Raw genomic sequence first — 21,271 nt, 5'->3', positions numbered from 1 at the left:
AATGCATTTCTTGCTAAGTAGGAAAATTCATGGAGGTATGGCCTCGGCTGGAGGTTCTGGCTCCGAATCGGCAAATCGGATCCATTGGCCTGCCAACCATCACAGTTGCCCTCTGCCTGTTTTTTCTATTGTCCTGAAAGTTCCTATAATTCCGTTGATTACGAATAGCGACATCGGTAGACTAAAAATTAGTGCATTTCCCCTATCTTGAATCTATCTACGACTCTGATCCGTTTCGGTCATTCCTGAGGGGGGAAACCCTGTTTGTCGACTCGGACTCTTCGAGCCGCATCATCGAATCCCTATTGTTGACTTTGTGAAAAGGAAGTTTTTTAAACATCTATGGATGGAGCGAATTCTCACCACAATCTAGCGAGGTTAAAAACCTAAAATGAGAAGTGCGGGCCAAACACGACAATCATTTTCACCATCAATCATTCTCTGTTTGCGATACCTAAAATTAAGGAATGCGGCATTTTGTCGGCCGGTCATGAGATCGGTCTTACTTTTCTCGTTTTCGATCGGCTGTCTTTGCATAGCACAATCGGAGGCGTGTGCGGAATCTGCTCTGATGCGGGTTGCTGCCAGCGCCAGCTATCAGGAATTCGGGCTGACGAGCAGAGGCGACGTTTTTACGATTGCCAATTTGTCGCAACATGATGCGCATCTCCAGCGGGCGATCATCAACACCAGATCCTCGTCTGCGGACGCTTATTTCCATCTCTCGGGGATGAACTCTTCTCCCTTCATGGCTGAACATGAATCCGCAACGGAGACGGGATTCACAGGGTTTGGTGGAGTAAAGAACGGCTCTCGGCGAATGGTCTTGGAATTCACCGACTTCGCTCCAGGGGAAACCTTTTCGTTTCAAATCGATGTCGATAACCGCCACAGTTGGTTCACATCCGGCAGCGATTTCGCCGGGACGACGTTAAGCACGGTATTTACCAGTGGTAACTCCACCACGGAACTGATCGGCGCGTTCAATGCGACAGAGGATTCCTGGGTTTCGGCGCTTGCGGAGCTCTACTCGCCGACCCCCCGACCGGATTTCACCAATCCCGAGCCATCGTCGTTCCTGCTGGCCCTCATCGGCAGCGCCACTCTGGGCGCATTCGTGTGGAATACCAAGCGGATTTCATCGCCAACAAATTGAGGGAGCAGCGGCGAAACCCCTTCGGTATTCAGTCGGCCAGCGGAGACGGCGCTCAGTCGCCGTTGGTGTCGGCCGGGAGAGTTTGCTCGCGCGGGGGAATGCCCCATTTGGCGGCATGGGCCCGGGACCGGCGGTGCGATTGGAGGCCGGACATCAAGAAATCGATGACCTTGCCGTAAGAGCGCAGTGACCGTGAAAACTGTTGCCGTTCTAAATTCGATTTGGCGTCGCGATAGGCCGTTCCGTACGATTTCCAGTCGACGGTCCACCCCTCTTCGATGGCCGACTGTTGCAAGTCGTGTTCGATGGTGGCGAGTTGTCCGACCAGTTTTCGTGTCATGTTGGCTTCGGCAAAACGGTAGGGGCCACCCTTGGGGACCGAGACGGGAGGGGCCTTTGCGCGCTCGCGGCGCTGGTTCCACCAGATCCATACCATCAAAATGATCTGGATGCCGGCGAGTCCCAATAAAGTGAGACCGGGGGCGAGCAGGTAGTTCAAAGCCGTTCGCAATCCCATCAACGTCAGCGGCACGCCGATGGCAAGGACAATGGACAACAACGATAGCGCCAACCCCCAACCCCAGGAGAGCCCCCCGCCATCGTCGTAGCGAGGCCTTGGTGGCGGCGTGGCGATGTCGCCGACTGGTGCGTTCACGCGGACAATCACCACGGTGATGTTATCCGGTCCGCCACGCAAGTTGGCCAGATGCACCAACAATTGACAGGCTTCGGCCGGAGGCAATTCGCGGGCGATTGTGCCGATTTCGTTGTCGTCTAACAGTCCGGTCAATCCGTCACTGCACAGCAAGAAAATATCGCCGGACAGAATTTCATGGGCGCCTTCGATGTCGACCTCAACGTGCGCCTCTGGTCCTAAGCAGCGGGTGATGACATTCCGGGGTTCGTAGAGAAAAATCTCTTCGGCCGACATTTGCCCCTGTTTGAGCAGCTCCCATTGCAGGCTGTGATCGAACGTCAACTGTTCGATGTGGGCATCGCGAATGCGATACAGACGGCTATCGCCAACATGACCGGCGATAGCCCCTGCCGGGGAAAGCACCAAGGCGGTTAACGTGGTACCCATTCGCAGGAAATCGTGATTTTGCCGCCCACGGGTATTAATGCCCGCATTTGCCTCGATGATTGCTTGTTCGAGCGCTTCGTCAATGGGAAGACTCTGCAACTTTTGATAGGAGTGCGGAATGGAATCGGCGGCCATTTTACTGGCCAGCTCGCCCACCGCATGTCCGCCCATCCCATCGGCGACGAGGAACAAATGGCCTCGTTGATGGAAGGCGTCTCCGTCCGGCGCCAGATGGATGCCGTAGGAATCTTGATTGTTTTGCCGGCGGAATCCGATGTCGCTTTTCGCGGCGAATTCCACCTTCTGCTCCCACAGCATCGCGCGGTTCCTCAAGTCCGAAGTGTATTCATTTGGCGGCACGTGTTCGGTAAGAATTCGATGGCACGCTTTCCGGTGACCAGAGCAGACGCCTCAAAAACCATCTCTAATCCATGGTATCCGGTCAACGGATACGACGCAAAGCCAACCTTTTCAACCCGTGGATTCTAGTGGATTTCGGGAAAGTGCCCTTTTCGCCGTATACGCGCATCTGTGGACATCATTTCCCCGTTGTCACCGGTCCCCCGTTTTGTCGGTCGACGATTTGCGTTGCTTCTGATTCGTGACGGAACCAATGATGTCCACCAATAACAACTGCGAAGAATAGAGCGCACATGTAAAAATTGTGATTATTATGAAACATTGCCGCCGTCTCATCAAATGCCCCAACCGACGCCTCGCCGGACATCCAATTCATCGCCACGGCGAAACGCAGGACTTCGTACATCAACGATTCCAACCCAATATCGACAATCACCAGCACATGCAGACACAAATCAACGCGATTGACGAAATACTTCCGCCGTGCTGCAAAAACCAGCAGCAGGGACATGACGCTTACCGAAACAACTCCCCCCACGACGAATGCCATCCGTGAAGGATACCACTTCCAATACAGAAAAGTTCCCATGTAAATCAGCAACTGCAAGATGCTGAAATACCAACGATTTATCGCCATATTGAGTGAACCGTATCATCGGCGTGTCGAACGCCCTACATGTATCGAATACGCCCCAAGGATTTCCGTGCGGCCGTAACTCCGACCGGCGCCGTGTTTATCCATTGCGTGAAACTGCGAGAAATTGATGATACTTGGTTTTTCCCTCTCTTTCTATAAACGAGAAACCACCGCCCCCATTCACGGTTTCCAGCGCTACCCCCCCCCCCCCTTGCCTATCCGTCCTCGCCCCTGTCGTCATAAGCCTTTAGCCACTATCCCACCTCAAGAAACGCTGAATCCCGTGCGTTTTGTTCTGAGATACCAGGCTCCTCTTGCCTTAAAAGTCGGTTTTCCCTTAAAACCTCTGACCTGTTCGCTACAGCGATCGTTGTGTGACGTATTGCGCAGCGTAATAGCTTGTCGGGCCGCAGGAATATCAAAGCAAATCTGGAAATCGTATTTTCCCACGGAACGGACTCTCGGGAGCAGTCATGATGGAGACAATTCAACGGATCAAATGGGCGACCGTTCTGGGCATGTTGGCGATGATCGCCGGTTGCAGTGACGGCAAGGATCCACACATTGCCGGCGACGACCCCAGCGGAACGGAAGCATCTTCTACGAGCGAAGTGCCGAAACTGCGCCAACAGCCCGATGAAGTCGTCACTGCCGAGGAATATGAACGTCAACAATCGGGGAATGACTCCGGCATTGTGCTCGCGAGTGGAACCGATGACGGGAGCGGTATTCGCACCGTAGCCGCCGGTGAGGAAGATGCGACGGCAGCCACCATCGACGGCATCGTCATCTTCGACGAAGATGAAACCGAAGCCGAAGCGGATGCTCCTGAGGAAAAATTTGTCGCCCCCAAAAAGGGAACGGCGGAATACTACATTCATGAAATCACCAAACTCCGTATCGCGCGGCCGCCCCAAACCAAAGATCTGGAAGCATTGCGGGCTTGGCATCGCGAACGCAGTCTAAAAATCATCGCCAATGCCGAAAAGGCTTTGGCCCTCACGCATCGCGATCCCAAGCAGGAACGAATCTTCGATGTCGCCGTGCGGAAGTTGCTGGAAACCCGTTTGCAATTGGCCGTCGATGGGGATACGGAGAGCGTGGACGCGCTCTATGAACACGCAGCGTCGCTCTACAAGCGGGATCCGAAGTCCAGCGCGGCTGCCGAAGGGGCGTTTACGTTGACGCAACTCGCCTACTCCAATTCCACAGCGGCCATCATGACCGGAACGGCCTTGAAGGATCCCCGCTGGTTGCAGGAATTCGCACGGCAATCGGAAGATTATGCCTTAAAGTTTCCTCAGGATTCCCAGCGGTCGATTCCCCTGCTCTTTGCAGCGGCGGAGCGGTGTGAGATCAATGGTCTGGATGAAGAAGCGGTACGGGCTTATTCGGTGATTGCCCAAAAATTCCCCAAACACGATGCTTCAGCCGTTGCTCTGACGATCGTGCGGCGGATGAAAATGAACGGCCGCCGCATCAAACTCTCCGGCGCGACGCTCCAAGGCCAAGCGGTTTCTCTGGCACAGCATCTGGGGAAACCGGTCGTTGTATTTTTCTGGAACACAACCGCAGCTCCCTCCGTGAAGCAGATTCCTGAAATTACCGAAGTTGTCAAAAAATATGGCAGCAACAGACTGGGAGTCATTGGTGTTTGTTTGGACGAATCGACTGAGACGTTGGAAACTTACTTGGCCAAAGAGAAGCTTCCCTTTCCCAATATCATTCATTCCGATGAAAAGAAACGTGGTTGGAACAATCCGATCGTCAAGTTTTATGGAGTCCGCCGAGTTCCCTCGATGTGGGTGATCGATGCCGGGGGCCGTGTCGTGACGACCAAAGTCGAAAGCGGGAAACTGGACGCGACGCTCGCCAAAGTCTTCAATTCCCGAACTGCCACGCGACCGGGCAAAAGCGTGCGATAGTTGCACGATTTGTCACGTTTCTACCAAAAAGAGTCTCGAGCGAGCCGCGAATTGAACTTCGCGGCTCACTTTTTGCGCTGGTTCGACAGGCAATTTCGTTCCAATTGGGGAGTCAAAAACTGATTTAATCTGAACAAATGCCAACTGCACGCCTTGACAGATGGACGCACGTATATTAGCGTGGATTGGTAGCAGAATTTGCACTACTGAATTGTTCGATTGATGAGGGTGGAGACCGATGGCCAAAAAGAATGGACTGACGGAGCGACAACAGGACATTTACGAGTTCTTGAAGGACAAAATCGTGACCCGGGGTTACGGTCCGACGGTGCGAGAAATTGGGGCGGCCTTCGAAATTCGTTCACCCAACGGCGTGATGTGCCATCTCAAGGCCTTGGAGAAAAAAGGGCTGATTACCCGTGAATCGCACATGTCGCGTGCTATTCAACTGACGGAATCCACCCAGTTCTCCGCCTCATTGCCCCTTGCCGGAAACGTGGCTGCGGGCACGCCAGTGCTGGCCGAAGAGCAGTGCGAACAGCAGGATTTCAGCAGCCTTTTTAATTCCGACGACCATTTCTGCTTGAAGGTCTCCGGCGACTCAATGATCGAAGCCCAAATTGCCGACGGGGACTTCGCCGTGATTCGCAAGCAAAGCACCTGCAACAACGGCCAAATCGCTGTGGCGCTCGTCGATGGTGAAGATGCCACGTTGAAGTATTTCTATCGCGAAGCGGGCCACATCCGTTTGGAGCCGGCCAACTCGACAATGCAATCCATCATTGTCAGCGATGCCCAGGTGCTGGGTGTGCTCGTGGGCGTCATTCGGCGATACTAGGCCCCAGATTCGTCGCTATCATTGTGGCAGCGATGTTGCCGCTACTCCGCCTGCCGCACTTTGAGCGTGTATTGGCGCATGAACCCGACGAGCATGTGCGTGCGGCCCCAGATTTCAATGTGACACTGGGTGACCTGTGAGTCTGCTTTGCCGCTGTCTGGTGCGTCTTGCGGGATGGTCAGCGGTGCGATCCATTGACGCGTTTGTCCCGGAAACAACCAGCCGCCGTCCGAATCGAGGATGTTCTGCTGGTAGAGGATACGCTCCGGATCACGGGAATGGCTCCTGCCCTCCTTCTGGGTGTGAAGCTTGCGTTCCCGATGCTGAATGCAAATCAGATTCGCTCGGATCGATTTCAAATAAATCGGCCCTGGCTGCTTGACGCAAAACCGCATCGTCGCGCCTGGTGCGATCGATTCGAATTCGACTTCAACCGTCGTGGCGGGGATCAGCAAGAAAACTAACGTTTGTTGGACGGCGGACCACACGAGCAACGCCGCCAATAATCCGATGACCACTGCAGCGGCGACGACAGCGTAGTACATCTCCGGATTGTTTTGACCCAGCACCACGCAGCCGTAAGTGATGCTGGTCAGGAGCAGACCGAAAATCCATGTGCCTGCTAATCGTCCGCCGCTCGATTGGGGGCTCTCAAGGCGGACCGGCAGCGTGGGCTGGTCATCGCTTGAGGAGACGATTGCGGTCTCCACCTCCGTATTTCCCTGGGCCATGCGGACACTCGCAATCCAATGCTAGTCGACGTTTCTCAGCCTGTCAGCATGTGCATTGCGTTTGGTGTCCGTCAAGCCCGCAGGGTGGCAGGGCAGGATCAACCAGCGGCGCGACTTTGGTTTTGGTTAATCTTGTTGTACAAGGTTTTGAGGGCGATGCCCAATTCCTTGGCGGTTTTTGGCTTATCCCCGTCGTGCTTGTCGAGGACGCTTTCGATGACGTTCATCTCGATTTCTCGTAATGTCATCGCCTGAGTCGGGGGTGTGAAATTCATGCCGACGGACTCGACGGGCGACGAATTGAGGACGCTCGATGGGAGATGGTCGGCCGTCATCGGTTGCCCACCTGCGAGAATCACCGCATGTTCCAGTGCGTTTGCCAATTCCCGCACATTCCCAGGCCAAGTATGTTTACACAGTGCGTCGAGCAATTCGGCGGTTAACAATTCCGGGGAGATTTTCGGACGTTTGAGGATCCGGGCGGCCAAGTGCGCGGCCAGGCCTGGAATATCGCCTTGGCGTTCCCGCAGCGGTGGTAGATGGATTTCGAATGTGTTCACGCGGAAGAACAAATCCTGCCGAAATGTGCCGGCGGCAACCATTTCCTCTAGGCCGCGATTCGTGGCGCAAACCACACGGACGTCGACCTGAAACGGTTCGTTCTCGCCCACACGGCGGACTTCTCCCGATTCTAAAAACCGCAGCAGTTTGACCTGCATGCTCTTATCAAGTTCGCCCAACTCGTCCAGGAACAACGTTCCGCCGTTGGCGACCTCAATGAGTCCTTTACGGGCTTTCTCCGCTCCGGTGAATGCTCCCTTGCCGTGGCCAAACAGTTCGCTTTCCACCAGGTTTTCCGGCAGAGCGCCGCAATTGACCGGGACAAAAGGTTTTCCAGCGCGTTGGCTTTGGGCGTGCACTTCTTGGGCGACCAATTCTTTTCCGGTTCCGGTTTCGCCCAGAATCAATACGGTGGAGTCAGTTGGTCCGACCCGTTCCACGAGCAATTTAACGCGCCGCATCACTGACGTCTCGCCAATCAATGACGTTGTCCCTTGCACGGCCTTCAATTGACTTTCTAAAGCCAAGGCGCGGTTGCTTAAGGCCCGTTTCTCGGAGATCCGTTTCAGCACATTGGCGATGGCGGCCAGTTTCGAGGGCTTTAACAAAAAGTCGTAGGCGCCTTGGCGAATGGCGCGAATCGCGTCGTCCAACCCGCCGTGACCGGTGCTGATGATCACTTCGGTTTCGGGTGCTACACCTTTGATGTGTTCGATCACGTCCCACCCGCTCACGCCGGGCATACGCAGGTCCACAATGGCTGCGTCGAAGGTCGCTTTATCCACAGCGGAAATCGCGGACGCGCCGTCGGCGCAGATCGTGACCTCGTGTCCCATACGGGGCAACTCATTGGCCATCACATCCCGAATCGGTCCTTCGTCGTCGACGAACAGGACGCGCAAACTATCTGACGAGCTCAACCAACCACTCCTTCGCAGATTGACGTGAACGATGTAATCATCCTAGGTGCCCCCTCGACTTGTCTGTTGCCAATCGACTTTCTCTACCGGTCGTTTCAAAACCCTCTGCCGCGTCTCACTGACACTGATCCGCAAGTTTCGCGAACAAGCACAACTGGGTTTAGAAACGGATTTAGTCCCCTACCCCGGCTGTTCCCGGCTACGCGGCGATGGTGTTCATCGCGCGGCGCGGTAAGCTAATGCAAAACCGACTCCCTTGTCCGACTCCGTCGCTGTGGGCTTCGATTGTGCCCCCGTGATCGTTGATAATGCGGTGGCTAATGGACAAACCCAACCCGGTCCCCTGGCCCACGCGCTTGCTTGTGAAAAATGGTTCGAAGAGGTTTTCAATGACACCCGGCGTCATGCCACACCCTTCGTCCTGAAAAACGATTCGCACTTCATCGGTCCGTTCTTCGATCGTGATCGACAATGTGCCGCCGGCTTCCATTGATTCCAATCCGTTGGCGACGAGATTCAATAACACTTGTTTGATTTCCGCCGGATTCGCTTCCAGATAACTCGGTGTGGCCGCTCGGAATGTGATCTGCATGTCGCGGTACTTGCTCAGATGTTGCACCATGGCGATGACTTCGCGAATCAGCCCAGTGACGTCGGTGGATTCACGCGTCGATTCGCTGCCCCGCGAAAAATCGAGCAATTTCGTGGTGATTTGACGGCAGCGGAACGATTCTTTTTGAATCATCTGCAGATAGTCGCGAATGATCTTAGCATCGCTGCTTGGTTCGGTCTGAACTTGCAGCAGATCTTCAATGCGCTCTTCCACCGATTCGGAGGCCATGGAGATTGCTGCCAGCGGATTGTTGATTTCATGGGCGACGCCTGCGGAAAGAAACCCCACAGCTGCCAGTCGTTCGGAGCGGACCAACTGCCGGCTGCGTTCGTTGACCTGCTGGTCAAGATCCCCGGCGATATCTTGGAACCGGGCGGTCATCATGTTGAACGACTCAGCCAGTTCCCCCATTTCGTCTTGTGTGGAAACCGGAATGCGATAGTCAAAGCAACCCTGAGCCACCCGACGGGCTCCTTCATAGAGCTGTCGCAATGGGCGAAAGATCTGCACATAGCTGTGGCGAATCAGCCCCAGAAACAACACGACCGCCACCGCGGTTGTCGTCCACAACAGGGTAAAGGTCGATTCATAGTCGCGTTGGGCTTGGTCCAAAGCTGCGTGAAGTCCATTGGCCGGATCGAGCATGGTTTGTGCAATTTGTTCCAATTCCCAAGTTCCCTTGAGCAATTGATCCATTGCCACCTCGTCGATGACCTTGCCATTTAAAGCGGACTTGGCCTGGTTTTCCAACTCGGTCAATTGGTTGTTGAATGCATGCAGTGAGTTGTTGAGGATCAAAAACTGACTTTCCAAAACCGGCGTCAGTGGGATCTCCTCCAGCTTGCCTTGAAAGTCGCGATAGGCCGCGTGTGCGGCGTCTGTACGGTCGCAAAAAATCTCGAGTTGCAAACGGCGGATTTTGTTGACGCGCGTCGGATCGGCGTGGGGATTGGGACGATCCACGAGCGGTTTGAACAACGCACCCGCAGCTTTCACGAGGGCGGTCTTGTTGGGCGTTTGCTGCAGGTTGAATTCCAACTCACCGATTAATTCGGCGTAGGAAGACAGCCCCCAGATGCCGCTGAAGGACGCCATCAAGAGCATGGTGAGGACCAATCCCAAGCCCAGCAAGAGCTTGCGACGTATTGTCCGTGTGAACAGCAAACCCGACCTCCCTGTCGTGGTTCGTCGTTAATGGGGAACTGAGTCATGGGCCGCCGGGGGAGCGGCTGAACGGGGGCGGGGAGTGTAGAGAGAATCAAGATTTGAGGCAAGGCCGGGATTCACGGTCTACAGTGCAGTATGCGTGTGAATCAGCAGTGCGAATGTGGTACGACTGGCGCGCAATCCCACCCCGGTAAAACTATGAAACAGTGGAGACTGTCGTGCTACAAAAAACTAGGATTGCGGGGCAGCGTTGAGGCTCCGCTGGAGCATTTGCTCGCACAACTCACCCATGCTGATGCCGATACGAGCGGCTGCTTTAGGAACCAAGCTGTGCGAAGTCATTCCAGGCACACTGTTCGCCTCTAATACCCACGGCCGGTTGAACCGATCCAGCACGAGGTCAATCCGCGCGATCCCCTGCATTTTAAGGGCATCGTAGGCGTTGCGGGCCGCTTGATTGATCGAATTGACCACATCGCTCGGGATGTCGAATTCAAACTGATACTCAGTGGTGTCGTCGGCATACTTGGCTTGGTAGTCATAAAACGGCCGATTCGGGACGACTTGAATCAGCGGTAACATCAATTCGTCCATAATGCCAACCGTCCATTCCGACCCCAAAACGCCGGCTTCCAACAGGCCAAACGCCTCTAGGTGAAAGCAACGGGTCAGGGCTTCCGGAAGCTCATCGGGACTTTGCACGACGCTCACACCCAGGCTCGACCCTTGGGAGTCCGGCTTGACTGCTAGTGGATATCCCAGGCTACGCGCCTTTTTCATGATGCCGTTGGCTGTGTCCCCTTCGTGGATTAATACGTAGGGGGGCGTCGGAACGTAGTTTTGAAAAAAGCGTTCTTTTGCGGCTGATTTTTGAAATGACAACCGTGCCGCCGCCGGATCGCTGCCGGTATAGGGCATTTCAGCATCCTCAAGAATCTGCTGTACCTGCCCATCTTCGCCGAAAAAGCCATGCAGGGCGATAAAAGCTGTGTCGATGCCGGACCAATCGTATGTCGACAAATCGACCTCAGAGGGATCGATTGCGATGACCTTGTGTCCCCGTTCCGCCAGCGCGGCTCGTACGGCGGCACCGCTTTCGAGACTGATCGAGCGTTCACTCGATTCGCCTCCCTCCAAAACGGCTACGGTCAACGGATCCAATCCCTGAGTTTCAAACGTTGTCATCGCCGGCCTCCTTGCCACGAAATAATCTCTATCTGGTCCGCTCAATAGGAACCGAATCGCACCGGGAGGGAGAGGCTCCTGCCGAGCCGCGGATGGTTGAAAGACTTCCGAAAACGGCTCAACAAAAACTCAAATCCCTGGGGTTCCCCTACGCGCAGGCGGCGTTTTACCAGATTTCGATTTCTAGCTCCAGATCGACTCCGAACTGCTCATTGACCTTGGATTTGGCCAAATCAATCAGTCGCAGCACGTCGTCGGACGTCGCATCGGCGTGGGTAATGATGAAATTGGCGTGGCGGTCGCTGATTTCGGCGTTGCCAATCCGTGTCCCTTTTAAGCCCGACTGATCAATGAGCAATCCGGCACTCATTCCGCGCGGGTTTTTGAAAATGCAGCCGGCCGATTGGGCGGTGAGCGGCTGCGTCGCCTTTTTCATGATCCAGGACTTGCGCAAGCGCCGGGTAATTTCGTCCGTATCGCCCGGTTGCAGTCCGAAAGTGGCTTCGACGATCAGTAGATCGCGCAGATTGCTTTCTCGGTAACCAAAAGTGACCTCGTCGCCGCGGCGGGTCACGAGTTCACCAGCTGAGGTTAATCCGGAGACTGAGCAGACAAACTGCCCGATGTCGCCGGCACTGCCGCCGGCATTGCCGCGGAGTGCGCCCCCAATGGTTCCGGGGATGCCCACGAGGACCTCAAGTCCCTGCAGTCCGACCTTGACCGTATGCCAAATGAGATGCGTCAGCGGGGCGCCCGCTCCGACTGTGACCTGGGTGTCATCGACGGTGATTTGTGAAAATCCGTCACCGGAAATATGGATGACAACGCCGCTGACCCCTTTGTCACCGATGAGCAGATTGCAACCGCCGCCCAAGATGTGGTACGACATCTCGTTCTCGCGACAGGCCAGTATGACCTGTTGCAATTCGTCGCGGGTCCTCGGTGTCACGAAGTACTGAGCTGGTCCCCCCAGTTTCAAATACGTGTGGGGCGCCAGCGGCTCGTCGTGGCGTGTGATTTCGCTGAAGTCGTCGAGTGAAGGCATGGTGAACCTGATTGATATCGCCGGCGCCCATAGTGATGAGCACGTCTCCTGGTTGTGCCTCATCCTCTATAGTTGCGATCGTTTGGTCAAGAGATCCACAAAAACGAGTCTGAGAATGTTGCCGGGCGATGCGGTCGGACAATTCTCGGGCGACATCGGTCGATTCGGTCGCGGTTCCTTCGCGAGCGGCATAAATAGGCGTGATCAACACGCGATCCGCATTTGAAAAACTTTCCGAAAAATCCTGCATCAAAATTTGAGTTCGCGAAATTTGGTGCGGCTGGAACGCGCACCAGATGCGGCGGTCGCCAAATTCCTCGCGCGCCGCCTGGAGTGTCGCCGCCACGGCCGTCGGATGATGTGCGTAATCGTCGACGAGGGTTACGCCTCTCCAAGATCCGATCTCCTCAAACCGTCGCGCAATCCCGCGAAATTCGCCCAGTCCTTCGCGGATCTCCGCTGCCGTTAACCCCAAACCGGCACATAAAGCCGTGGCTGCTAAGGCGTTGAGCACGTTGTGCTCTCCGGGGACTTGCAGCAGGATCTCGGCAAAGAAATCACCCTTGTAGAACAGGCGAAACCGGGTTCCCGACCAGGAGCGGCGAATGTCCGCTGCCCACCAGTCCATGCCGGGGACCAGCGAAAATGTCTCCACGTTTGCGGCGACATCTTGGCAAGCTGCCATCGTATTGCGACAATCGCCGCGGACGATCAGCGAACCATCAGCAGGTAGCTTTTGGGCAAATTGGCGAAACGCATCAACTGCTTGTTCTACCTCGGGGTAGCAGTCGAAATGGTCCGGTTCGATTCCCAGAATTGCCGCGTGCTGTGGAGATAAATCCAGGAAGCTTTGTTTGTATTCACAACTTTCAACAACGAACAGGTTGCCGCTGCCCGACCAGCCTCCGGACTGCCGCGATAGTACTTCGGCGCCCAAAATAGCCGACGGATCGCGTCCCGCGAGGTCCAGAATCGAGGCGGTCATGGCCGTTGTCGTGCTTTTTCCATGCGTGCCTGCGATGGAAACACCGACTTGGTCCGCCATCAGGCGACCGAGCATTTCGCTATAAGAGAATTGTGGAATTCCCAATTCGCGGGCAAGTGCGCGTTCTGGATTGTCCGCTTGCACGGCTGGGCTGTAGACCACCATGTCGACTTCGCCGGGAACAAAATCGCGGTTGTGCCCTTGATGGACGCGCAGTCCGCGGGCTTGGAGTAGCGCGAGATTTTCGCTCAACGGTTGTAAGTCTGAACCGGTGACGCGATAGCCCAGACCCGAAAGTAATTCGGCCAGTGCCTGCATACCGGAACCGCAGATACCGATTAGGTGCGCAGAGGGCGACTGCGGGTCTGAAGCGATCTTCGCCTCACCTCCCTTTTGAGAGAGTTGACCTTGTTGCAGCAAGCGATGTATGGCAGAGGGTGAAATCATATGCCGACGGCATCCGGGTGTTGGGGAGGGTTAACACGACCGAGAACGCTGGGGGAGACCGATCGGCGTGCGAACCGGGTTAACATCCCGAATGCGCAAGACCGTCAGTGGCATACTTATCGGTAAGATAGTCAAAATGACTTCAAGGGTTATTTCAAGAAGTGACGAGCAGCCGACGATTCCGCCGGCAGGTGGGCAATGATGCGGGGCGGGATGATAGAGGGGATTAGATCACCTGTCAACGACTTTCGGATTGCGCAAAAGAGTGGAGTTTTGCGGGGTCGGACACAATCGGCAAACACCGCTAAAACTGCCTATATACGTTACGGCAGGAGCCTCGCCCTCCCGATTTGAAGACTGGCTCTCAGGTTTCACGTTGCACTAGGTGACTTTTGCGACGAGCACAGTCCGGTCGTCGGCGGCAGGGGCTCCGTGTGTGAATTCTTTCAAGTTGCTCAGCAGTTCGTTGATGATTTCATCGGCGTCGTGGCGGCAATAGGTCAGGACGTCATCCAGCCGTTGGGTTCCGAACATTTCTCCCTCAGGCGAAGTCGCTTCGGAAATGCCATCGGTATAAAACACGATTTCATCCCCCGGACTGAGATAGTGCGAACGATTGGTGTAGGTTTCGTCCTCCAGGACGCCCAATGGCAATTGCCGTGCCCCCTCGATGGCGGAGACCATTCCCGCTCCACAATGTTTCAACAATGGCAGGCAGTGCCCGGCATTGGAATAATTCAGCAGCCGTTTTTCCGGCGTATAGATGCCGTAAAACGCCGTGACAAAACTCCCCGACTCGTTGGTGTACCGGCGGCACAGGTTTTGGTTGATATAACTGAGGAAATCGCTCGCACAGACCGGTTGATGCGGGTAGAGGTGTGCGATGCTGTGCACGATGGACATCATCACGGCCGCCGGTGTACCGTGACCGCTCACATCGGCAATCAACAGTCCCCATTTCCCCTCGGGGAGTTGGAAGAAATCGTAGTAGTCCCCACCGGCGCGTTGCGAGGTCTCGTAGTGAGCGGCGAGATGCAAATGGGGGATCTCGGGAAGCACCGCAGGGAGCAACGACCGTTGGATCTTCGCCACCTGTTGCATTTCCCGGTCGACCATCTCATAAGCGTCGCGCAGTTCAGCACTGAGTACGAGATTCTGCGTCGCTCGTCCAAAGAGGTTGCTCATCCACACCAACTCCGGCAATTCGTCCGGTTCAAAGCCATGCGCGTCGGAAAGCGACAGCACGACCATGTTCAGCGCTTCCCCTTGATCGAACAGCGGGATTGCCACCAACGAGTGTTGATCTGCAAGGTATTCCGCAGCCGGGTCGTGGGCGGAGACTTGTAAATCCTCAATCACGCGCGGTTGGCCGCCATAGAGCAATTCTCCCAACAGGCCGCTCTCCAGCAACGGCAACTCGTCGCGCTGTTTCCAGGGATTGACCGGTTCGGTCCACCCACTGTAGCGGGTAATGCGAAATTGAGGTGCCTTCAAGCCTCGGCGACTGAGCGACAGCATCCGTTCCCGCGGCAAAAGCTGTTGCATGCGTTGGCCGTAGTCGGCCACCATTTCCTGCGGATCCGACTGAGCGCTCATTTCACGCATTGTCTCCACAATAATGTTCAGCCGCTCGTGCCAGTTGTTCGCTTTATTTTTCACGATAAATTGATTCGCTTATTGCAACGGGACGAGAGGCGGCTTTATCGGCAGCGTTTGTCCTATTTGGTCGGCAGCATCGTTTCCAATTGCGTGGGGAGCGGTTTCAGGGCAGCTTTGTGCTCGGCGATTGACTGTTGAATGTCGGCAATGACGTCCGGGTGATCCTGGGCGACATCGAAACGTTCTGACGGATCATGGTCTAAATGATACAGCACAGGAGGGTCGTGCGTCACGCGTTTTCCACGTCCATAAGCGGGCTGTGTGATCAAATGCGCTTTAAACGGCCCTTTTCGGACCGCCATCAATGTTTGCCCGCGATAATAAAACACCGTTTCACGCTGGCTGGGACCGGTTTCGAATAGCACGGGCTGCAGATCCACACCGTCGATCACGCGATCCTCGGGAATCGGAACACCGGCCAAGCTGAGGGCGGTTGTGAAAATGTCCATCGTACTCCCCAGTCCTTGCGAGACCGAACGGGCCCGGATTTTACTCGGCCACCAAGCCACGGTCGGCTCGCGCATGCCTCCTTCCCAGGTGCTCCCCTTCCCGTCCCGCAACAACCCAGCCGTTCCGCCTTGATTGTCTTTGATCAACCACGGCCCATTGTCGCTGGTGAAAAAGACCAAGGTATTTTCCGCCAATTTCAGATCGCGCAGTGATTGCAAAATCTGCCCGACACTCCAATCGATCTCCTCCACCACGTCGCCATACAAACCCCGCGAACTTTTGCCCAAAAAATCGTCCGACGCAAACAACGGCACGTGCGGAAAGGTGTAGGGTAAATACACGAAAAACGGCTGGTCACGATGGTCAGTGATGAACTGGATGGCTTCGTCGGTATATCGCTTAGTGAGCGTCGGTTGAAACGCGGGGGCTTCGATGGTTTTCAAATTGCGAATTAACGGCAGCGGTGGATCGCCGCGGCGGACGACGTGCATGTCGTTGCTGTAGGGAATGCCAAAGTAATAGTCGAAGCCGTTATTCGTCGGCAGGTATTGCGGCAGGTGCCCCAAATGCCATTTGCCGACACAGGCGGTCGCATAGCCAGCGGATTTGAGCCCCTCGGCAATCGTGATTTCTTTTTCTGGAATGCCACCTGCTGAGTTGGGAAACAACACGCGGCGTTTGTTGCTACACATACCCGAACGAACTGGCAACCGGCCCGTCATCAGCGCCGCCCGGCTAGGCGTGCAAACGGGGGCAGCAGAATAAAACTGCGTCAGCTTCATCCCCTCGGCCGCCATCCGATCCAACTCCGGCGTACGAATCGTCGGATTACCGAAGCAGCCGAGGTCGCCGTAACCGAGATCGTCGGCGAAGAGGACAACGATGTTGGGCGGTTGCTCGGCGGCGAAGGCCGTTGTTGGTAGGAGGCAACCCGCAGTGACTAAAAGGATAAGAATGGATTTCATTTCGATGGTGTGCCTTATTCAGAGTGGCTTAAACTTCACGCAGATTCGGTTGTTTTCAAGCATACCATTCGGTCATCCTGATCACCACGTCGGGTCCGCACAAGATTTTTGTTGACTCGCGCATTGGATTGTTTAGACTGACGCAGTAGACGCTCATTCCTCCCACGCTCGATTCTCTTTGAGGGAAATGGTCATGACGCAGACGATTACGATTCGGGACGAGGAACTTGGCGGTGGGGCTGTCAACGAGTTTTCACTCGATTGCCTCACCGAACACATCACAGTCCGCGAACTGATCCGCAGCCGCGTTTTTCAAGAGGTCAAAGACCATAACGCGAAGCAATACCAAACGGAATTCAACGGACTGGTCCAACCGACCGATTCGGAGCGGACTCTCAATGGCTTTCAGATGAAAAAGCGGCGTCAGATCGACTGGAAGAAACAGTTTGAACAGGCGCTGGAGGGTTTTGAGCGGAACCAGATACTAATCTTGGTTGACGATAGGCAGACGGAATCGCTGGAAGAAGAGATCGAGGTCGGCCCGCAAACGGTGGTGACGTTTTTGCGGCTGACGTTGTTGGTGGGTGGTTAGGAAATCGCCGATGGCACAAATCCAATGAGCTATTACCGTGAATTTTATGATGATGTTCTGCGGCAGAATCCTGTCTCAGAGGGCGATCCGTTGTTTGACGCGCATCAGCTGGTTTCTCAATTTGTCCGAGAAAGCGAAAACACAAATTATTTCCGGTATATCCACGAACCAACTGACATCACGTACAACGCGGTTGGTAAACGCATCGGTAAGTTGATTACGACTGAAAAGGTCTGCTTAGTTCGAGCGCTGCTGCAACAAAGTGAGTGGATCAGAAAACTGCACAGACTTCCTGATTGGAAGCAACGGTATCGAGAATTACCCAAGCGACTGGATGTCGAATGTGGCGATACAATTCGCGCAGGTCTTTCGTTCTTGTTGCGCCGTAAAATGCCGCTAGTTCGAGATGATGTTTATGGTCTTTGTGGTTGCGTGAATCGGCTTGCCCCTTGGTCGCATATTAGTGCGATGAATCTTCCCGGATTGTTTGTCAAACGTCTTGCTGATTATACAAAGACCTCTGACCTCGACGAAGAATTAGTCAAGTTGGTTACTGAAACTTCCGTATTGCTGCGAAAAACAACCAAGTATTCCGATTCGAAGAAATATGCGAGGCAATTGGAGTCACTGGTTGGCGCTGTACCGCTGTGCATGATCAAACCGGGTGAGGCTTGGTCTGACATTGCCATTGCCGACTTGGAAAAGTTGGAGACCTCGGAAAAAAAGAATTGGCTAAAACTGCTTGATTGTTGTGAATGTTCATCCGAAGGTACGCACGCGGGTTGGATCAAGCATGCCAAAGTCAGTTACGATCAAGTTGATCCCGATGTCTTCAAGCGGTTTATGTTGCGCTGGCTTCCGCTAGTAAGCAAACCGCGCACACAACCCAAAAGTACGCGGTTCCGCTTCCAACCGAACCCTGATTTTTTGATTCTTGACTCACATCAGGATATCCTTAAGGGCTTGGTTCGCTGTTGTGTTTTTAGTAACGATATAGAAATCATTCGCGCACTCACTCCTCTGGCGATCAGTGCCTTTAAGAAAGTCCGGCACAAAGGCGCACGGGCCCTGAAGGTCGGAAACGCATGTATATACGCACTTGGCGAAATCCCCTGTATGAATGCCGTTGGACAACTGGCAGTGCTGAAATCGCGTCTCAATTCTAAAGCCGCTCAGCGCGAAATCGATACGGCCCTTGCTGCTGCAGCCAAGCGTAAAGAAATATCCCGCGACGAAATCGAAGAGATCGCTGTTCCTACCTACGGTTTGACCTACGTAGGAGTCCTCCGCCAGGAACTCGGCGAATTAACGGCCGAATTGACCGTGCACGGGAGCAAACCGGAAATTCGCTGGATCAAACCGGACGGCAAATCGCAAAAGAGTGTTCCAGCGGCGGTGAAACGGGACTTTGGCGACGAGCTTAAGGAACTGAAACTGGCCGCCAAAGATATTGAAAAGATGGTCCCCGTCCAAGCCGCGCGGATCGAACAGGTCTATTTGCAGCAGCGAAGTTGGGAGCTTCCCCAATGGCGGGCGCAGTATCTTGAGCATCCCTTGGTCGGGACATTAGCGCGGCGGCTGATTTGGTCATTCGAAACGGGTGGTAAAAAGGTCTCGGCATTTTATTGCGACGGCTGTTTCGTGCACAACGATAACGCACCGCTGGAGGACTTGGCCGACGATACGACTGTGACGCTGTGGCATCCCTTGGATGAGTCGATCGACGATATCATTGCTTGGCGTGAATGGCTGCTGGAACACGAAGTCCAACAACCGTTTAAACAGGCGCACCGAGAGGTCTACCTGCTGACCGATGCCGAGAGAAACACGGGCGTCTATTCCAATCGTTTCGCCGGTCATGTTTTGAAACAGCATCAGTTCAATGCGCTTTGTGCCGCGCGCGGCTGGAAAAATTCGTTACGGCTGATGGTCGACGCCACTTATCCGCCGGCACACATGGTCTTGCCCAACTGGAATCTACGGGCTGAGTTTTGGGTCGAAGGAGCCGGCGAAGAGTATGGCGTGGATTCGAACGAGACCGGCACGTATTTATATCTCACGACCGACCAGGTTCGTTTTTACCGAGATGAAGCAGCACTGAATTGGGCGCAGGTTGGCGATGGGGACTATTCTTCTACCGGCCCTGATGAAGAGGAAAATCATCCCCTAGCCCTAGAAGAAATTCCTCCCCTCGCATTTTCAGAATTGCTGCGTGACGTCGATCTGTTTGTGGGCGTCGCCAGTGCGGGGAACGATCCGAATTGGAGCGACGGTGGCCCCGAAGGTCGATATCGGGATTATTGGACCAGCTATTCTTTCGGCGATCTGGGAAATACCGCCCAGACGCGAAAAGCGATTTTAGAGCGGCTTGTGCCCCGATTGAAAATTGCCGAGCGTTGTACGTTCTCGGATCGCTTTCTGATCGTACGAGGGGACAAACGGACCTACAAAATCCACCTCGGTTCGGGAAACATCCTCATGGAGCCGAATGACGCGTATTTGTGCATCGTGCCCGGACAATCGGTCCACAAAGGAGCCGATGCTGTCTTTTTGCCGTTCGAGGGCGACCGCACACTGTCAATCATCCTCAGCAAAGCCTTCTTGCTTGCCGAAGATACTAAGATCAAGGATGCAACAATCCTCAGCCAAATCAACCATCAACCCACCGTCCAGCCGTAGCTCTTGTATTCCGTCCCAAACGTCCCATCGTCGTACAGGTCGATCACGTTGTAGCCCTCGTCGGTATGGTAATGGTCTCCTTTCCACCACAACCCGCAGACGGCGCCGCTGTTGACGAAGTCGATGCCTGAAAACGAAATCCGCTCGGTCAAATGTGTATGCCCGCTGAGGCAGAGTTTGATGTTGGTATGCTTGCGGAACAGGTGCACCAAGGCTGTTGCGTCTTGGTGCGACAACATGCGGCGTTTGCGGGGGTCTTGTTTGACGTGCTCTTGAAATTCCAAGCCGCCCACCGTGACGATCGGAATGTGTGAGATGATTGCGATGGGGGTGGTGGCGGGCGTGGTGGTCAGTTCGTTTTTCAACCACGCGAATTGAGCCGCATCCAATTCGCCGCGGTAGACGGTCTCGTTATCAGCGGTCATGGAATCGAGTACCAATATTCGCCAACCGCCAACGTTGAAACCATAATAACCTCGCTCTAGTCCCAGTTGATCCAGACTGTACTGCTTGCCCCAGCCTGGTTCGTTGCCGGTTGTTTTGCTCCCGGGCTTGTCCCAACCCCAGACATCGTGATTGCCCAAGCAATGTTTGACCGGCAGCGCGCACTCGGCTTTCCAGGTGTTCTTCCACAGCGCCCATTGACTTTCTAAGTGGCTGCGGTCGACCGCCAGTCCGTCGTAAATCGCGTCGCCGCCGTTGATGAGCAATTCGGGAGGATCATCGAGCGCCTGCACATGCCGCAGCGCTTTGGTCAGGCCGTCCGCAGCGGAGCGTTTTTCGTTGAGGTGGATATCGGTCAGGTGCGCTAACCGCGCGGTCCGCTTGCGGGGCATCGATGAATCGGCCGCCAACAACGGTGTGCCAATTCCAGAAGATAATAAAGCCGCTCCAGATCCCACAGCCAGGGATTGCAGTAATTCACGTCGATTCATGAATAAAGTCCTTCGGGACGCGGAATGAGGTATTGTCTGTTCCAAGCCGGTTGCGTGTGTCTCAACGCAACTTTCTAGGTCGGACGAGCAATTTCCCTACTATAACACGGCAATGCATTTTTTTATTACTGGAAGCATGGTCGGCACGCTGACGCATGTCTCTCGTCGACCTTGGACACGATAACGCATTGTTGTACACGGGCTTCTCGACCTTCGAACTGTCCCTTCAGTGTAAACAGAATTCCCGCGATTGTCGCACTCGGGAGTCGGTTCCTGCGTGACGATGGCCTAGGCAACGGGTTATACTCGGCTGTGTGGGGTGATTTGGGGGCGCACA

Annotated in this window: 15 protein-coding genes and 1 pseudogene; 5 read left to right on the top strand and 11 right to left on the bottom strand. The window is 54.7% G+C overall.

Annotated elements, in window-relative coordinates; translation table 11 throughout:
- Nucleotides 1–571: 571 nt before the first annotated feature.
- On the top strand, nucleotides 572–1,156 hold the full coding sequence (locus CA54_RS20770) for a hypothetical protein (RefSeq protein WP_146372900.1): 585 nt from the start codon (nucleotides 572–574) through the stop codon (nucleotides 1,154–1,156).
- Nucleotides 1,157–1,208: 52 nt separating this feature from the next.
- On the opposite strand, the gene CA54_RS20765 is transcribed toward CA54_RS20770, so the two are convergent.
- Together CA54_RS20765 and CA54_RS20760 are read right to left on the bottom strand one after the other, a co-directional pair.
- The gene (locus tag CA54_RS20765) at nucleotides 1,209–2,558 is read right to left on the bottom strand and encodes a PP2C family protein-serine/threonine phosphatase (protein ID WP_146372899.1); all 1,350 of its coding nucleotides are present in this window, start codon (nucleotides 2,556–2,558) and stop codon (nucleotides 1,209–1,211) included.
- A gap of 220 nt (nucleotides 2,559–2,778) precedes the next feature.
- Nucleotides 2,779–3,237: a hypothetical protein gene (locus tag CA54_RS20760; RefSeq protein ID WP_146372898.1), complete on the bottom strand. Its 459-nt coding sequence runs from the start codon at nucleotides 3,235–3,237 to the stop codon at nucleotides 2,779–2,781.
- Nucleotides 3,238–3,710: 473 nt separating this feature from the next.
- Here CA54_RS20760 and CA54_RS20755 point away from each other — a divergent pair, with 473 nt between their 5' ends.
- The gene (locus tag CA54_RS20755) at nucleotides 3,711–5,162 is read left to right on the top strand and encodes a TlpA family protein disulfide reductase (RefSeq protein ID WP_146372897.1); all 1,452 of its coding nucleotides are present in this window, start codon (nucleotides 3,711–3,713) and stop codon (nucleotides 5,160–5,162) included.
- Nucleotides 5,163–5,400: 238 nt separating this feature from the next.
- Entirely contained in the window at nucleotides 5,401–6,000 is a 600-nt protein-coding gene (gene lexA, locus CA54_RS20750) for a transcriptional repressor LexA (protein WP_146372896.1), read from the top strand.
- Nucleotides 6,001–6,041: 41 nt separating this feature from the next.
- Here lexA and CA54_RS20745 read toward each other — a convergent pair whose 3' ends face one another.
- The 8 genes and pseudogenes from CA54_RS20745 to CA54_RS20710 form a co-directional block, all read right to left on the bottom strand.
- The gene (locus CA54_RS20745; protein WP_146372895.1) at nucleotides 6,042–6,731 is read right to left on the bottom strand and encodes a hypothetical protein; all 690 of its coding nucleotides are present in this window, start codon (nucleotides 6,729–6,731) and stop codon (nucleotides 6,042–6,044) included.
- A gap of 98 nt (nucleotides 6,732–6,829) precedes the next feature.
- Nucleotides 6,830–8,212 (bottom strand): sigma-54-dependent transcriptional regulator, encoded by a 1,383-nt coding sequence (locus tag CA54_RS20740; RefSeq protein ID WP_146372894.1) that lies wholly within the window; start codon nucleotides 8,210–8,212, stop codon nucleotides 6,830–6,832.
- Between the two features lie 199 nt (nucleotides 8,213–8,411).
- Nucleotides 8,412–9,989 (bottom strand): sensor histidine kinase, encoded by a 1,578-nt coding sequence (locus CA54_RS20735; protein WP_146372893.1) that lies wholly within the window; start codon nucleotides 9,987–9,989, stop codon nucleotides 8,412–8,414.
- A gap of 234 nt (nucleotides 9,990–10,223) precedes the next feature.
- Nucleotides 10,224–11,177, bottom strand: coding sequence for a D-alanine--D-alanine ligase family protein (locus CA54_RS20730; RefSeq protein WP_146372892.1), 954 nt, complete (start codon nucleotides 11,175–11,177; stop codon nucleotides 10,224–10,226).
- 166 nt (nucleotides 11,178–11,343) lie between these two features.
- Nucleotides 11,344–12,222: a UDP-N-acetylmuramate dehydrogenase gene (gene murB, locus CA54_RS20725; RefSeq protein ID WP_146372891.1), complete on the bottom strand. Its 879-nt coding sequence runs from the start codon at nucleotides 12,220–12,222 to the stop codon at nucleotides 11,344–11,346.
- A gap of 31 nt (nucleotides 12,223–12,253) precedes the next feature.
- A pseudogene (gene murC / locus CA54_RS29900) lies at nucleotides 12,254–13,654 on the bottom strand (UDP-N-acetylmuramate--L-alanine ligase); the annotation flags it as partial.
- A 381-nt stretch (nucleotides 13,655–14,035) separates the two neighbouring features.
- Nucleotides 14,036–15,313, bottom strand: coding sequence for a PP2C family protein-serine/threonine phosphatase (locus tag CA54_RS20715; RefSeq protein WP_231963145.1), 1,278 nt, complete (start codon nucleotides 15,311–15,313; stop codon nucleotides 14,036–14,038).
- Nucleotides 15,314–15,372: 59 nt separating this feature from the next.
- Nucleotides 15,373–16,728, bottom strand: coding sequence for a sulfatase family protein (locus CA54_RS20710; RefSeq protein WP_146372889.1), 1,356 nt, complete (start codon nucleotides 16,726–16,728; stop codon nucleotides 15,373–15,375).
- Between the two features lie 193 nt (nucleotides 16,729–16,921).
- Here CA54_RS20710 and CA54_RS20705 point away from each other — a divergent pair, with 193 nt between their 5' ends.
- Nucleotides 16,922–17,320: a hypothetical protein gene (locus CA54_RS20705; RefSeq protein WP_146372888.1), complete on the top strand. Its 399-nt coding sequence runs from the start codon at nucleotides 16,922–16,924 to the stop codon at nucleotides 17,318–17,320.
- A 24-nt stretch (nucleotides 17,321–17,344) separates the two neighbouring features.
- Entirely contained in the window at nucleotides 17,345–19,999 is a 2,655-nt protein-coding gene (locus tag CA54_RS20700; RefSeq protein ID WP_146372887.1) for a DUF4132 domain-containing protein, read from the top strand.
- Here CA54_RS20700 and CA54_RS20695 read toward each other — a convergent pair.
- On the bottom strand, nucleotides 19,978–20,934 hold the full coding sequence (locus CA54_RS20695; protein WP_146372886.1) for a metallophosphoesterase family protein: 957 nt from the start codon (nucleotides 20,932–20,934) through the stop codon (nucleotides 19,978–19,980). The genes CA54_RS20700 and CA54_RS20695 overlap by 22 nt on opposite strands.
- Between the last annotated feature and the right edge of the window lie 337 nt (nucleotides 20,935–21,271).

It is taken from the genome of Symmachiella macrocystis (assembly GCF_007860075.1).
Lineage (GTDB): Bacteria > Planctomycetota > Planctomycetia > Planctomycetales > Planctomycetaceae > Symmachiella > Symmachiella macrocystis.
The sequence above is the reverse complement of the archived record's forward strand: the minus strand, read 5'-3'. Positions and strand labels throughout refer to the sequence as shown.

Bases quoted from the DNA above. Each gene is read 5' to 3' on its own strand.
- CA54_RS20745 (WP_146372895.1), bottom strand. From the start codon at position 6,731: ATGGCCCAGGGAAATACGGAGGTGGAGACCGCAATCGTCTCCTCAAGC.
- CA54_RS20730 (WP_146372892.1), bottom strand. From the start codon at position 11,177: ATGACAACGTTTGAAACTCAGGGATTGGATCCGTTGACCGTAGCCGTT.
- CA54_RS20765 (WP_146372899.1), bottom strand. From the start codon at position 2,558: ATGCTGTGGGAGCAGAAGGTGGAATTCGCCGCGAAAAGCGACATCGGA.
- CA54_RS20705 (WP_146372888.1), top strand. From the start codon at position 16,922: ATGACGCAGACGATTACGATTCGGGACGAGGAACTTGGCGGTGGGGCT.
- CA54_RS20700 (WP_146372887.1), top strand. From the start codon at position 17,345: ATGAGCTATTACCGTGAATTTTATGATGATGTTCTGCGGCAGAATCCT.
- CA54_RS20770 (WP_146372900.1), top strand. From the start codon at position 572: ATGCGGGTTGCTGCCAGCGCCAGCTATCAGGAATTCGGGCTGACGAGC.
- CA54_RS20755 (WP_146372897.1), top strand. From the start codon at position 3,711: ATGATGGAGACAATTCAACGGATCAAATGGGCGACCGTTCTGGGCATG.
- murB (WP_146372891.1), bottom strand. From the start codon at position 12,222: ATGCCTTCACTCGACGACTTCAGCGAAATCACACGCCACGACGAGCCG.
- lexA (WP_146372896.1), top strand. From the start codon at position 5,401: ATGGCCAAAAAGAATGGACTGACGGAGCGACAACAGGACATTTACGAG.
- CA54_RS20695 (WP_146372886.1), bottom strand. From the start codon at position 20,934: ATGAATCGACGTGAATTACTGCAATCCCTGGCTGTGGGATCTGGAGCG.
- CA54_RS20710 (WP_146372889.1), bottom strand. From the start codon at position 16,728: ATGAAATCCATTCTTATCCTTTTAGTCACTGCGGGTTGCCTCCTACCA.
- CA54_RS20760 (WP_146372898.1), bottom strand. From the start codon at position 3,237: ATGGCGATAAATCGTTGGTATTTCAGCATCTTGCAGTTGCTGATTTAC.